Source organism: Arthrobacter sp. SE2 (genome assembly GCF_058244265.1).
This window is the reverse complement of record NZ_JBZAYA010000007.1, coordinates 61023-74577: the sequence shown is the minus strand read 5'-3', so window position 1 is coordinate 74577 and position 13555 is coordinate 61023. Positions and strand designations below refer to the sequence as shown.

Below are 13555 nucleotides of genomic sequence, written 5' to 3'. Positions count from 1 at the left end.
CCAGCCCTACAGTCGATGCATGACTGATACAGCTCTAGCCGGAGCGTCTGCGGACGAGGCTGCACCCAAGCGCCCGGCCCGCACCGCCCGTCCTGCCGCGAAACCCCACGGCCAGTGGAAAGTCGACGGTACCGCGCCGCTCAACGCCAACGAAACCTGGAAGCAGGAAGACAACGGGCTCAACGTTCGCGAGCGTATCGAGTCTGTCTACTCCAAGCACGGCTTCGACTCGATCGACGGCACGGACCTGCACGGTCGCTTCCGCTGGTGGGGCCTGTACACCCAGCGCAAGCCCGGTATCGACGGCGGCAAGACCGCCACGCTTGAGCCGCACGAGCTTGAGGACAAGTACTTCATGCTCCGCGTGAGGATCGACGGCGGCGCGCTCACCACCGAGCAGCTGCGCGTCATCGGCCAGATCTCCGTGGACTTCGCCCGCGGCAGCGCCGACCTGACCGACCGCCAGAACATCCAGCTGCACTGGATCCGCGTGGAGGACGTGCCGGAAATCTGGCGCCGCCTCGAATCCGTCGGCCTGTCCACCACCGAGGCTTGCGGCGACGTCCCGCGTGTCATCCTTGGCTCCCCGGTCGCCGGCATCGCCAAGGACGAGATCATCGACCCCACGCCGCTGATCCACGAACTCGCAGAGCGCTTCATCGGCGACCCCGAGCTCGCCAACCTGCCGCGCAAATACAAGACCGCCATCACCGGCCACCCCTCGCAGGACGTTGTCCATGAGATCAACGACTTCGGCCTGGTCGGCATGGTCCACCCCGAACTCGGCGTCGGCTATGACCTCTGGGTAGGCGGCGCGCTTTCCACCAATCCGATGCTCGCCAAGCGGCTCGGTGCGTTCGTGAAGCCCGAGGAGGCCGCCGAAGTATGGCTCGGCGTCACCAGCATCTTCCGCGACTACGGTTACCGCCGCATGCGGACCAAGGCACGCCTGAAGTTCCTCCTGGCGGACTGGGGTCCCGAGAAGTTCCGCCAGATCCTTGAAGACGAATACCTCGGCTTCAAGCTCGCCGACGGCCCCGCAGCCCCCAAGCCTTCAACACCCGGCGACCACGTCGGCATCCACGAGCAGAAGGACGGCAAGTTCTTCATCGGTGCCACGCCCTTGGCCGGTCGCCTCTCGGGCAGCCAGCTCGTGAAGCTGGCTGACACCCTCGAAGCCCGCGGCTCGTTCCGCCTGCGCACTACCCCGCACCAGAAGATTGTTGTGCTCGACGTCGCCAAAGAGCAGGTGGAACCGCTCGTCGCCGATCTGGACACCTTGGGCCTCTCCGCCCGCCCGTCCGTGTTCCGCCGCGGCACCATCGCCTGCACCGGCATCGAATTCTGCAAGCTCGCTATCGTGGAAACCAAGGTCACGGCAGCCACCGCCGTCGCCGAACTGGAACGCCGCCTGGCCGATCTCGCGGACAGCGGCCAGTTGCCCCAGGCACTGTCCCTGCACATCAACGGCTGCCCCAACTCCTGCGCCCGCATCCAGACTGCGGACATCGGGCTCAAGGGCATGATGCTGCCAACGCCCGACGGCGACCCCACCCCGGGTTTCCAGGTCCACTTGGGCGGCGGGCTGGCTTCGTCCGACCGCGAAGAAGCTGGCCTCGGACGCACCGTGCGCGGCCTCAAGGTTTACGTCGAGGACCTGCCCGATTACGTAGAGCGGGTGGTCCGGAAGTTCGTGGCCGACCGCACCGAAGGCCAGACCTTCGCCGAATGGGCACACGCCGCAGATGAAGGAGATCTCCAGTGACCACCACAACCGAGCTCCGCTCCCACGACGAACTCAAGGCCCTCGCCGAAGCCGGTGCCGCAGAGCTCGGCTGGAACGCGCCCGCCCGCGACGTCATCGCCTGGGTGGCCCGCAACTTCGAACTGCCCGCTGTCGCCGTCGCCTGCTCCATGGCCGACGCCGTGCTGCCTGCCCTCGTCGCGGACCAGTTTCCCGGCGTCGACGTCCTCTTCCTGGAGACCGGCTACCACTTCCCGGAAACCCACGCCACACGCGACGAGGTCGCCGCGAACCTGCGCGTGAACATCGTGGACGTGCTCCCGGAAAACACCGTGGAGCAGCAGGACCGGCTTCTCGGCAAGGATCTGTTCGCCCGCGACGCCGCCCAGTGCTGCGCGCTCCGCAAGGTCCAGCCGCTGCGCCGGACCCTCGCCGGCTACGAAGTCTGGTTCACCGGAGTCCGCCGCGACGAGGCCCCCACCCGGACCAACACCCCGCTGATCACGTGGGACGAGACCAACGGCCTGGTCAAGGTCAACCCGATGGCCGACTGGAGCTTTGACCAGCTGGTCCAGTACTCCGAAGACAACATCCTTCCCGTCAACCCCCTCCTGAGCCAGGGCTACCCGTCCATCGGATGCCAGCCCTGCACCCGCAAAGTGGCCCCGGGAGCGGACCCCCGCTCCGGCCGCTGGGCAGGAACCGACAAGACAGAATGCGGACTACACGTATGAGTACCCAAATCACCAACGAGGACCTGGAGTTGTCTGTGCTGGAAACCGACGCTGCTGAGACGCCGACTGCCGCTCCGGCTCTGCGCTCTGAGCGCCTTTCCTCACTCGACACGTTGGAGTCCGAGGCAATCCATATCATCCGCGAGGTTGTTGCCGAGTTCGAGAAGCCTGCGCTGCTGTTCTCCGGTGGCAAAGACTCCGTGGTGATGCTGCACCTGGCCACGAAGGCGTTCTGGCCGGGCAAGGTGCCGTTCCCTGTGCTGCACGTGGACACCGGCCACAACTTCCCCGAGGTCATCGATTTCCGTGACCGCACGGTGGAGCGCCTGGGCCTCAAGCTCGTGGTGGGCTCCGTGCAGGAGTTCATCGACCGTGGCGAACTTGCCGAGCGTGCCGACGGTACCCGCAACCCGCTGCAGACCGTGCCGCTGCTGGATGCAATCCAGCGCAACAAGTTCGACGCCGTTTTCGGCGGCGGACGTCGCGACGAGGACAAGGCCCGTGCCAAGGAACGCATCCTGAGCCTGCGCGACGAATTCGGCCAGTGGGATCCCCGCAACCAGCGCCCCGAATTGTGGAACCTGTACAACGGCCGCCACACCGTGGGCCAACACGTCCGCGCGTTCCCCATCAGCAACTGGACCGAGCTGGACGTCTGGCGTTACATCGAACGCGAAGGCATTGAGCTGCCCGGCCTGTACTACGCCCACGAGCGCGAGGTTTACGAACGCGATGGCATGTGGCGTGCGGTCGGCGAGGTTTCCATGCCGAAACCCCACGAGGAAGTCATTACGAAGCTCGTCCGCTACCGCACGGTGGGCGACATGTCCTGCACCGGGGCGGTACTTTCGGACGCGACCGACGTCGCTGCTGTTGTCCTAGAAGTTGCCGCATCCACACTCACCGAACGTGGCGCCACCCGTGCAGATGACCGCATCTCCGAGGCAGCCATGGAAGACCGCAAGAAGGACGGCTACTTCTAATGAGCACTGAGACTTCACTCCTGGAGACCGGCCTGCGCGAATCAACGCTGTTCCGCTTCGCCACGGCTGGATCCGTCGACGACGGCAAGTCCACCTTGGTAGGCCGCCTGCTGCACGATTCCAAGGCGATCCTCGCGGACCAGCTCGACGCCGTCGCCCGCACCTCAGCGGACCGTGGCTTCGGCGGAGCCGGCGCCACCGGCAGCCAGGCGATCGACCTCGCCCTCCTGACCGACGGCCTTCGTGCCGAGCGGGAACAGGGCATCACGATCGATGTCGCCTACCGCTACTTCGCCACCGACCGCCGGAGCTTCATCCTCGCGGACTGCCCCGGCCACGTGCAGTACACCAAGAACACGGTGACGGGCGCGTCCACTGCGGATGCCGTCGTCGTACTCATTGACGCCCGAAAGGGAGTCCTGGAGCAGACCCGCCGCCACCTGTCAGTGCTGCAGTTGCTCCGCGTGGCGCACGTGATCGTCGCCGTGAACAAGATCGACCTCGTGGACTTCAGCGAGTCCGTCTTCCGCGAGATCGAGACAGACGTTCAGAAGGTTGCCCGCGAGCTTGGCTTGGGCCGTGAAGATTCAGACACAGGCGGGATTTCCGATCTTTTCGTCATCCCGGTGTCAGCGCTCGACGGCGACAACGTCGTGGACCGCTCCGACCGCACCCCTTGGTACAGCGGCCCGGCCCTGCTCGAGGTCCTTGAAACCCTTCCGGCCGCCGACGAGCTCGAAAGCCACCTGGAAAGCTTCCGCTTCCCGGTCCAGCTGGTCATCCGGCCGCAGGGCGCGCTGGCTCCCGACGCTGTCGCCGCAGGGCTCGACGTCGGAGCGTACCGCGACTACCGTGCCTACGCCGGCCAGATCACGGAAGGAACCGTGAAGCTCGGCGACAAGGTAACCGTCCTGAGCCCGGGCCACGAGCCCCGCATCACCACCGTGACGGGGATCGACTTCGCCGGCATTGAGCTGGCTGAGGCTACTGCTCCGCAGTCGGTGGCGATCCGCCTGGCAGATGAAATCGACATCGCCCGCGGTGACACGATTGCCGCAGCAGGGACGGTGCGCGAGAGCTCGGCCGACCTGTACGCGGCGCTGTGCTGGCTTTCGCCCAAGCCGCTGCGCGAAGGTGCCAAGGTGCTCGTGAAGCACGGGACCCGGACCGTCCAGGCGCTCGTCCGCAATGTGACGGGCAAGCTGGACCTGGCCACGTTCAACGTGGAGGCGGCCTCCAGCCTTGAGCTGAACGACATCGGCAACGCCCAGCTTCGACTGGCCGCGCCGTTGCCGTTGGAGAACTACCTGCACCACCGCCGCACGGGCGCGTTCCTGGTGATCGACCCCGTGGACGGCAACACCCTGGCCGCCGGCCTGGTGAAGGACCACCCGGGCGACCACGAGGACGAACGTTACGTCATCTGACGTTCCTGTGACTGGAACCGCAGCTTGTTTCCCAAACCCCGCCTTCAAGGTCCGGGACGGGAAACAAGCTGCGGTTTTTTTGCGTTGGAGTCATCCCAATTGTGACGCCGGATGAACGTGCGTGACCCCGGGTTTCCGGGTCATTGAACGGCAAATATGACAGTCCCTATGGTGAATCCATGACCTCATCGGATTGGTCCTTGTCTGCCCTCCCGGGGCGATGTCGCAGGGCCTGATAAACGCCCAGCCCCTTCACGCACTCCAAGGATCAACATGTCAAACACCCCAGAACCCACGCCGCCCGCCTCGAACCCGGGAACCACGCGCATCGTCGCCGGCGAGAGCAACAAGCCCAAGCGCCGCCGCACGCTCGAGATCGCAATCGCCGTCGGACTCGTCCTGCTGATCGGTGCCGGCGCCGCCGTCGCGTCGGTTGTGGCGAAGAACAACGAAACCCAGGCCTCAGCGGCAACGACGCCCGCCGCGGAACTCCGGCTCGGCTACTTCGGCAACGTCACCCACGCCCCCGCGCTGGTAGGCGTCAGCAAGGGCATCATCGCCAGCAAGCTGGGCAGCACCAAGCTCACCACCCAGATCTTCAACGCCGGACCGGCCGCGGTCGAGGCCCTGAACGCCGGAGCGATCGACGCCGCGTACCTTGGCCCCAACCCGGCCATCAACTCCTTCGTCCAGAGCAAGGGCGCCTCGATCAGCATCATCGCCGGCGCGGCTTCCGGCGGAGCCCAGTTGGTGGTCAAGCCCGGCATCAACAGCGCCGCGGACCTCAAGGGCAAGACCCTCGCCTCGCCGCAGCTCGGAGGCACCCAGGACGTGGCGCTGCGCGCCTGGCTGGGCAAGCAGGGCCTGAAGACCAACCCGAGCGGCGGAGGCGACGTCGCCATCAACCCGACCGACAACGCCCAGACCCTCAAGCTCTTCCAGGACGGAAAGCTCGACGGCGCGTGGCTGCCCGAGCCTTGGGCCTCACGTCTGGTGGTCCAGGCCGGAGGCAAGGTCCTCGTGGATGAGAAGGACCTCTGGGACGGGTCCATCACAGGAAAGCCGGGCCAGTTCCCCACCACGATCCTGATCGTGAGCAAGAAGTTCGCCGTCGAACACCCGCAGACCGTGACCGCACTGCTCCAGGGCCACGAAGCCTCGGTCAACTGGCTTAACACCGCTTCGGCCGCCGACAAGGCCACCGCCATCAACGCCGCACTGAAGGCGACCGCGGGCAGCACGCTCCCGGCCGACGTCATCGACCGCTCCCTGAAGAACATCACCTTCACTGTGGACCCGCTCGCGGGAACCTACAAGAAGCTGCTCCAGGACGGGGTCGACGCCGGCATCACGAAACCGGCCGACATCAACGGCATCTTCGACCTCCGCGCCCTCAACAGCGTGACCGGGCAGAAGACCTCGGCCGCAGGACTGGGCCAAGACTGAACCGCCAAAACCCAACTGGCTCGCAATAGTTGTCGTTTTGAGGCCTCATAACGACAACAACTGCGAGTCAGTTGGGCGCACATTCACCAACGAAGCAAGCAAGCAACGAACGAAGGACGGGACCATGCCAGTCGTACTGGAACACCTGGGTAAACGCTTCGGCGACGGCGCCCCGGTGCTGGACGACGTCAACGCCACCATCCAGCAAGGCGAGTTCGTCGCCCTGCTGGGTGCGTCCGGCTGCGGCAAGTCCACCCTGCTGAACATCCTCGCGGGGCTGGACCAGCCGACGTCGGGCGCCCTGGAGGTGCCCAGCGACGGTGCCGCCTTCATGTTCCAGGATTCAGCGCTGTTTCCGTGGCTCACTGCCCGCGGCAACATCGAACTCGCGCTGAAACTCGCCGACAAGTCCGGCAGCCTGAGCAAAGCGTCCCGTGCTGCCCGTGCGGGCGAGCTGTTGGACCTCGTCCATTTGGGTGGCGCGGGGGACAAACGCCCGCACGAGCTCTCCGGCGGCATGCGGCAACGCGTCGCCCTGGCCCGCGCTTTGGCCCAGGACCGGCAGCTGTTGCTCATGGACGAACCGTTCGCTGCCCTCGACGCCATCACCCGCGACCTTCTACACGACGAGCTCGAGCGGATCTGGAAGGAAACGGGCCGCACCATCGTGTTCGTGACGCACAACGTGCGCGAAGCCGTCAGGCTCGGCCAGCGGGTCCTGCTGCTGTCCTCCCGTCCGGGACGGGTCGTGGCCGAGTGGAACGTCACCGAGGAACACCGGACCGACGCCGGCCGTGCCGGGGAGCTGACCGGAACCATTACCCGCCGCCTGCGCGAGGAGATCCGCCGCCATGCCAATTGAACAAGAAACGCTCCCTGCAGGGGAAAGGGCCGAAGGGGAAATTGCCGAGCAAGCTCCGCAGTCCCGCCACATCACCTCGCCGTCCCTAAAGGGAAACCCGGACGAACTCCGGGATCTCGAGGCCGGCCTGGACAAGCTGCAGTCGGACGCCCACCGCAGGGCGCGCATCGACTGGACCCGGGTCATCCTCCCTATTGCGGCGCTCCTGGTCCTCATCCTGGCATGGCAGTTCTACGTCTCCCTCGGTTTCAAGCGTCGCGACCAGGTTCCCGGGCCGCTTGACGTCCTAGGACAGTTCGGTGCCCTCTGGGCCGAAGGCAAAGCCCAGGAAGCCATTTGGACATCACTTCAGCGCGGGGTCATCGGCTTCCTCATCAGCGTCGCGGTGGCTACCCCGGTGGGCCTGCTCCTGGCACAGGTGCAGCCGCTGCGCCGTGCCTTCGGCCCGCTCATCTCCGGGCTCCAGGTGCTGCCGTCGGTGGCCTGGGTTCCGGCGGCGATCATCTGGTTCGGGCTCTCGGACGGCACTGTTTACTTCGTCGTCCTCATGGGTGCCATCCCGTCCATCATCAACGGGCTGATTTCCGGCGTCGACCAGATTCCGCCGCAATACCGGAGCGTCGGCAAGGTCCTCGGGGCCTCGCGACTGCAGATGGCCTTGCAGATCGTCCTGCCGGCGGCCCTTCCCGGCTACCTGGGCGGCCTCAAGCAGGGCTGGGCGTTCTCCTGGCGTTCGCTCATGGCCGCCGAAATCATCGCAGTCGGTGGCACCATCGGCTTCGGACTCGGTTCGCTCCTGGACCAGGGCCGCACCTTGTCGGACATGGCCACGGTCATGTCCGCGATCCTCGCGATCCTGTTTGTGGGCATCCTGATCGAGCTCGTCGTGTTCGCCCCGATTGAGCGCCGACTCCTCCTGCGCCGCGGCCTGCTGGCGGGGAGCACGCGCTAAGGAATTCCCGGGCCCACCCGGTGGTTGATGCGGGCATGAAACGAATCGGTTTTCTTTCCTTCGGCCATTGGGGACCCGTCCAAGGCTCGCGCACTCCTTCGGCCGGCGACGCCTTGCTCCAAGGGATCGACCTTGCGGTTGCGGCCGAGGAACTCGGCATCAACGGAGCCTTCTTCCGCGTGCACCACTTTGCGCGCCAGCAGGCCTCGCCGTTCCCCTTGTTGGCGGCTATCGCGGCCCGGACCAACCGGATCGAAATGGGCACGGGCGTGATCGACATGCGATACGAAAACCCGCTGTACATGGCCGAAGAAGCCGCGGCCACGGACCTCATCAGCCAAGGCAGGCTCCAGTTGGGCATCAGCCGTGGTTCACCCGAGCCGGCCCTGCACGGCGCCCGGTACTTCGGCTACGCGCCGGCCGAGGGTGAGGACGACGCCGCGATGGCCCGCCGCCACACCGCCGTATTCAGGCATGCCATCGCAGGCCATGGAGTGGCCGAAGCCGATCCTTCCTTCATGGGCGGCGGGCGTGGCCTCCTGCCGATCCAGCCAACGTCGCCCGGGCTGCCGCAGCGCATCTGGTGGGGCGCCGGCACCCGCAAGACCGCGGTCTGGGCCGCGGAACAAGGCATGAACCTGATGAGCTCCACGCTGCTCACCGAGGACACCGGGGTTCCCTTCGATCAGCTCCAGGCCGAACAGATCAGCATGTTCCGCGAGGCTTGGGCAGCCGCAGGACACGGTTTTGAGCCGCGCGTTTCGGTCAGCCGCAGCATCATTCCCGTGGTTGACGCCGAGGACGAACACTATTTCGGGCTCCGTGCGCAGGTGGATAACCGCGACCAAGTCGGCATGCTCGACGGTGCCTTGTCGCGGTTCGGCAAGAGCTACGTCGGCCCACCCGATGCCTTGGCCGAGGAACTCGCGCAGGATGCCGCGGTACAGGCTGCGGACACGGTACTCATCACTGTGCCCAACCAACTCGGGGCGGAATACAACATCAAGCTGCTGGGCAACATCGCCACGTACGTGGCTCCGGCGATCGGCTGGGAGGCGCCCGGCGCTTAGGCGTAATGTGACGCCGGGTTACCTAGCGTGAACTGGTGTTTCCGGACCTTTGAAGCATGTTACGGCCCGGCCCTACAGTTTTTTCATGGCAATACAGGACATCTACCCCACAGCCCTGCGGCTGCTTGGCCGCCCGGTGCTGGTGGTAGGCGGCGGACCCGTGGCCGCGCGACGCGCCAAGGGACTGCTCGACGCCGGAGCCCGGGTGACCGTGGTGGCGCCGCTTGCCTCTGACGCGCTCCGCGAACTCGCCGCCTCCGGGCTGCTCACCTGGGAGCCGCGCACTTACCTTTCCTCCGACGTCGACGGTGTGTGGTTCGTCCAGACGGCTACCGGCGTTGCCGCGGTGGACGCCCAGGTAGCCGCCGACGCCGAGGCGCAGCGCATCTGGTGCGTCAATGCCTCGGACCACGAAGCCTCGGCTGCCTGGACCCCCGCCGTCGCCGTTGTGGACGACGTCAAAATCGCCATCAATGCCGGGGGAGACCCCCGCCGTGCGATGGCGTTGCGCGACGCAGTTGCCACCGCACTTGAGACGGGAGACCTGCCGCTCCGCCGTCGTCGTGCCTCGATCGGAAGCGTCGCCCTCGTGGGTGGCGGGCCCGGTGACTCTGGCCTCATCACCGTTCGCGGCCGTCGCCTGCTGGGCCAGGCCGACGTCGTCGTCGCGGACCGACTCGGACCGCGCGACTTGCTGCAGGAACTTGCTCCGGACGTCCGCGTGATCGAAGTCGGGAAGACTCCCGGCCACCACCCCGTGCCGCAACTGGAGATCAACCGGATCCTGGTGGAGGAAGCCCTGGCCGGCCACCGTGTGGTCCGACTCAAAGGCGGCGACCCCTACGTCCTGGGCCGCGGCGGCGAGGAAGCAGAATTCTGCCGGCAGAACGGCGTCGAGGTTGAAGTGGTTCCCGGTGTCACGTCGGCGATCTCCGTACCGGCGGCAGCAGGCATTCCCGTGACGCACCGCGGACTTGCGAAGGGCTTCAGCGTGGTGACCGGCCACGAGGAACTGTCCGAAGTCCCGGCGCGGCCTGACCACACCGTGATCCTGCTCATGGGCGTCGCCAAACTCCGCGAATCCGCCGCTGCCCTCGCGGAATCCGGAATGCCCTTGGACACGCCAGTAGGTATCGTAGAGAACGGCTACATGCCCGAACAGCGCGTCACGATCGGCACTTTGGCAACGATTGCAGACCAAGCCGAGGCCACCGGCGTCGCAAATCCCGCAGTGATTGTGATCGGCGATGTCGTCCGTGTCAGCCCGTTTGCCCCCGAACATTTCAAGACCGCTGATTACAGCACCCTGACCCCCAACAAGCCCCGCGTCGTTACCCCTTAGCCCCTCAGCACACTGAAAAGGAACACAGCCGTGTCATCTAGCACCACCGTAGGAACCGCCGCACGTCCGCTGCGCGTCGCCGTCGTCGGCTCCGGCCCGGCCGGCGTCTACGCAGCTGACATCCTGACCAAGAGCGAGGCCGTCAAGAGCGGCGAGCTGACGGTCAGCATCGACCTCTTCGACCGCTACCCGGCCCCCTACGGCCTGATCCGCTACGGCGTTGCCCCGGACCACCCCCGCATCAAGGGCATCGTGAACGCCCTGCACAAGGTCCTGGACCGCGGCGACATCCGCTTCTTCGGCAACGTCGACTACGGCACGGACATCTCCATCGAAGACCTGCGCACGCACTACGACGCCGTCATCTTCGCCACCGGCGCCATCAAGGACGCGGACCTGAACATCCCCGGCATCGAGCTGGAAGGCTCCTTCGGCGGCGCCGACTTCGTCTCCTGGTACGACGGCCACCCCGACGTTTCCCGCGAATGGCCGCTCGACGCCACCTCCGTGGCCGTGCTCGGCAACGGCAACGTGGCGCTCGACGTTGCCCGGGTCCTCTCCAAGCACGCCGACGACCTGCTGGTCACCGAAATCCCGGACAACGTCTACGCCGGACTCAAGGCTTCCCCGGTCACGGACGTGCACGTCTTCGGCCGTCGCGGTCCCGCACAGGTGAAGTTCACCCCGCTGGAGCTCCGCGAACTGTCCCACTCCAAGGACGTGGACATCATCCTCTACGCCGAGGACTTCGAGTTCGACGAAGAGTCGGACCGCCAGATCCAGACGAACAACCAGACCAAGACCATGGTGGGCACCCTCACCAACTGGATCGCCGAGCAGCCCGAGGACCTCTCCGAGCTCAAGGCCTCCCGCCGGCTGCACCTGCACTTCCTGCACAGCCCGGTGGAGATCGTGGACTCCGCAGAGACCCCGGGCAAGGTTGCCGCGATCAAGTTCGAGCGCACCGAGCTGGACGGCACCGGCAACGCACGCGGTACCGGCGAGATCGTGGACTACCCGGTCCAGGCCGTATACCGTGCGATCGGCTACTTCGGTTCCGCACTGCCGGACGTAGAGTTCGACCACCGGCGCGGGGTCGTCGCGAACGACGGCGGCCGCGTGCTTGACGCTTCCGGCGCGCACGTTCCTGGCTTGTACTCCACGGGTTGGATCAAACGCGGCCCCGTCGGCCTGATCGGCCACACCAAGGGCGACGCCCTGGAGACGGTCACGTACCTCCTCGAAGACCGCGAAAACCTGCCGGTCGCCGCAGTTCCCGAGGCGGACGCCGTCGTCGAGCTCCTGGACGCCCGCGGCGTGAAGTTCACCAGCTGGGAAGGCTGGCTGGCCCTGGACGCCCACGAGCTTGCTTTGGGCGCCGCCGCTTCCGAGGCCGGCACCTCGCACGGCGTCGAGGTCAAGCGCGAACGCATCAAGGTTGTACCGCGTGAGGACATGGTGGACATTTCCCGCGACGGCGTGGCGGCACAGGTCTAGGTTCTAAGACGCGGGGTCACTTAGCGCCCATCCGGAGCATCGGAATGGGCGCTAAGTGACCCCGCGTTGTTCTTTATCGGGGTTAGACTCTCCGCATGGACGTCGTCGTCGTCGAAACGACCCAATTGGGGGACCGCAGCTACCTCGTTCACGACGGCACGCTGGCGCTCGTGATCGACCCGCAGCGTGATACCGACCGCGTCGAAACGGCAGCACGAAACGCCGGTGTGACCATCACGCATATCGCTGAGACCCATCTCCACAACGACTACCTCACGGGTGGCCGCATCCTTGCCCGTGACCACAACGCCCGCTACTTGGTGAATGCCGAGGACAACGTGACGTTTGAGCGTGAGCCCGTTGTCCCGGGGGAGACCTTCAACGTAGGCAGACTCTCCGTCAAAGCCATAGCGACCCCCGGGCACACGCACACGCACCTGGCCTATGTCGTTTCGGACCCTGAAGCCGGCACTGGCGTCCGGCAAGCCGTGTTCTCTGGTGGCAGCCTGCTCTACGGTTCTGTGGGCAGGACTGATTTGATTACCGCGGAGGACACCGCCGGGCTGGCCCATGATCAGTACGCCTCGGTCCGGCGGCTCGTGGCTGAGGCAGCACCGGACGCGATCCTGTACCCCACCCATGGCTTCGGTTCGTTCTGCTCCATCGGTCCCGCGAGCAGGATCCCCGCATCGACGATCGGGGAGCAGGCCGCCACCAACCATGCGCTCACCGACCCGGACGAAGACCACTTTGTCAGGCACCTCCTGGCGAATATCACGGCCTATCCGAGCTACTACGCGCACATGAGTCCACTCAACGCTCTGGGCCCGGGCCCAGCGATGCTCGACGTGCCGGAATCTCTGGAATCCGCGGAACTGGAGCGCAGGCTCGAGGCAGGGGAGTGGGTGGTGGACCTGCGCAACCGGGTCGCCTTCGCGGCGAGCCACCTGCGCGGCAGCGTGGCCTTTGAATACGGGACGGGATCGAGCTTCACAAGCTACCTCGGTTGGGTTCTGCCATGGAATCAGCCGCTGACCCTGCTGGGCGACCGTGACGACGTCGAAAAGGCCATCCGCGATCTCGCAAGGATCGGATTCGACTCCCCGGATGCCGCCGTCGGCGAGGATATTGGGGCTCTGGCGCCAGGCGCGTCCTTGGTGCAGTACCTGGTCACCGACTGGTTGGGGCTGGTGCGCGACCGAACCCCCGGTGAGACGGTGCTGGACGTGCGCCGAACCGAGGAATTTTCCGCCTCCCACGTCCAAGGCGCGGCGAACGTTCCACTGCACGAGCTTTTGCTCCGGCTGGACGAACTGCCGGACTCCAGGATCTGGGTGCATTGCACCTCCGGCTACCGGGCCAGCGTCGCCGCAAGCCTGCTGCATCGTGCCGGCCGCGAAGTGGTGCTCATCGACGCACTCTTCCGCGAGGCAGCCGATGCCGGTGTTGAGTTGACGCGCGCCGCTCCGGTCTAAGTGAGCGGGCGTTGCTCAAAAGC

General features: G+C 66.1%; 11 protein-coding genes. All 11 read left to right on the top strand.

The genetic code is table 11. The features are described from left to right. Positions 1 to 19 precede the first annotated feature (19 nt). Positions 20 to 1765 (top strand): nitrite/sulfite reductase, encoded by a 1746-nt coding sequence (locus tag AC4CS3_RS11640; protein WP_490783600.1) that lies wholly within the window; start codon positions 20 to 22, stop codon positions 1763 to 1765. After that, on the top strand, positions 1762 to 2478 hold the full coding sequence (locus AC4CS3_RS11635; RefSeq protein WP_441413613.1) for a phosphoadenylyl-sulfate reductase: 717 nt from the start codon (positions 1762 to 1764) through the stop codon (positions 2476 to 2478). The genes AC4CS3_RS11640 and AC4CS3_RS11635 overlap by 4 nt, the downstream gene beginning before the upstream one ends. Continuing rightward, on the top strand, positions 2475 to 3461 hold the full coding sequence (cysD, locus tag AC4CS3_RS11630; RefSeq protein WP_490783599.1) for a sulfate adenylyltransferase subunit CysD: 987 nt from the start codon (positions 2475 to 2477) through the stop codon (positions 3459 to 3461). Before AC4CS3_RS11635 ends, cysD begins: the two co-directional genes overlap by 4 nt. After that, positions 3461 to 4888 (top strand): sulfate adenylyltransferase subunit 1, encoded by a 1428-nt coding sequence (locus tag AC4CS3_RS11625; RefSeq protein ID WP_490783598.1) that lies wholly within the window; start codon positions 3461 to 3463, stop codon positions 4886 to 4888. The genes cysD and AC4CS3_RS11625 overlap by 1 nt, the downstream gene beginning before the upstream one ends. A gap of 273 nt (positions 4889 to 5161) precedes the next feature. Continuing rightward, positions 5162 to 6334 carry an ABC transporter substrate-binding protein gene (locus tag AC4CS3_RS11620; RefSeq protein WP_490783597.1) on the top strand — a complete coding sequence of 391 codons (1173 nt, stop codon included), beginning with the start codon at positions 5162 to 5164 and terminating at the stop codon, positions 6332 to 6334. Between the two features lie 124 nt (positions 6335 to 6458). After that, positions 6459 to 7196: an ABC transporter ATP-binding protein gene (locus AC4CS3_RS11615; protein WP_234748948.1), complete on the top strand. Its 738-nt coding sequence runs from the start codon at positions 6459 to 6461 to the stop codon at positions 7194 to 7196. Then, the gene (locus AC4CS3_RS11610; protein WP_490783596.1) at positions 7186 to 8148 is read left to right on the top strand and encodes an ABC transporter permease; all 963 of its coding nucleotides are present in this window, start codon (positions 7186 to 7188) and stop codon (positions 8146 to 8148) included. The genes AC4CS3_RS11615 and AC4CS3_RS11610 overlap by 11 nt, the downstream gene beginning before the upstream one ends. A gap of 35 nt (positions 8149 to 8183) precedes the next feature. Then, on the top strand, positions 8184 to 9218 hold the full coding sequence (locus AC4CS3_RS11605; protein WP_490783595.1) for an LLM class flavin-dependent oxidoreductase: 1035 nt from the start codon (positions 8184 to 8186) through the stop codon (positions 9216 to 9218). Positions 9219 to 9303: 85 nt separating this feature from the next. Continuing rightward, positions 9304 to 10560, top strand: a complete 1257-nt coding sequence (cobA, locus tag AC4CS3_RS11600; protein WP_490783594.1) for a uroporphyrinogen-III C-methyltransferase — start codon at positions 9304 to 9306, stop codon at positions 10558 to 10560. Between the two features lie 30 nt (positions 10561 to 10590). Then, on the top strand, positions 10591 to 12057 hold the full coding sequence (locus tag AC4CS3_RS11595; protein ID WP_490783593.1) for an FAD-dependent oxidoreductase: 1467 nt from the start codon (positions 10591 to 10593) through the stop codon (positions 12055 to 12057). 95 nt (positions 12058 to 12152) lie between these two features. After that, complete coding sequence (locus AC4CS3_RS11590; RefSeq protein ID WP_490783592.1) at positions 12153 to 13532, top strand: MBL fold metallo-hydrolase; 1380 nt, start codon at positions 12153 to 12155, stop codon at positions 13530 to 13532. Positions 13533 to 13555 lie beyond the last annotated feature (23 nt).

Bases quoted from the DNA above. Each gene is read 5' to 3' on its own strand.
- cysD (WP_490783599.1), top strand. From the start codon at position 2,475: ATGAGTACCCAAATCACCAACGAGGACCTGGAGTTGTCTGTGCTGGAA.
- AC4CS3_RS11610 (WP_490783596.1), top strand. From the start codon at position 7,186: ATGCCAATTGAACAAGAAACGCTCCCTGCAGGGGAAAGGGCCGAAGGG.
- AC4CS3_RS11605 (WP_490783595.1), top strand. From the start codon at position 8,184: ATGAAACGAATCGGTTTTCTTTCCTTCGGCCATTGGGGACCCGTCCAA.
- cobA (WP_490783594.1), top strand. From the start codon at position 9,304: ATGGCAATACAGGACATCTACCCCACAGCCCTGCGGCTGCTTGGCCGC.
- AC4CS3_RS11620 (WP_490783597.1), top strand. From the start codon at position 5,162: ATGTCAAACACCCCAGAACCCACGCCGCCCGCCTCGAACCCGGGAACC.
- AC4CS3_RS11590 (WP_490783592.1), top strand. From the start codon at position 12,153: ATGGACGTCGTCGTCGTCGAAACGACCCAATTGGGGGACCGCAGCTAC.
- AC4CS3_RS11640 (WP_490783600.1), top strand. From the start codon at position 20: ATGACTGATACAGCTCTAGCCGGAGCGTCTGCGGACGAGGCTGCACCC.
- AC4CS3_RS11615 (WP_234748948.1), top strand. From the start codon at position 6,459: ATGCCAGTCGTACTGGAACACCTGGGTAAACGCTTCGGCGACGGCGCC.
- AC4CS3_RS11625 (WP_490783598.1), top strand. From the start codon at position 3,461: ATGAGCACTGAGACTTCACTCCTGGAGACCGGCCTGCGCGAATCAACG.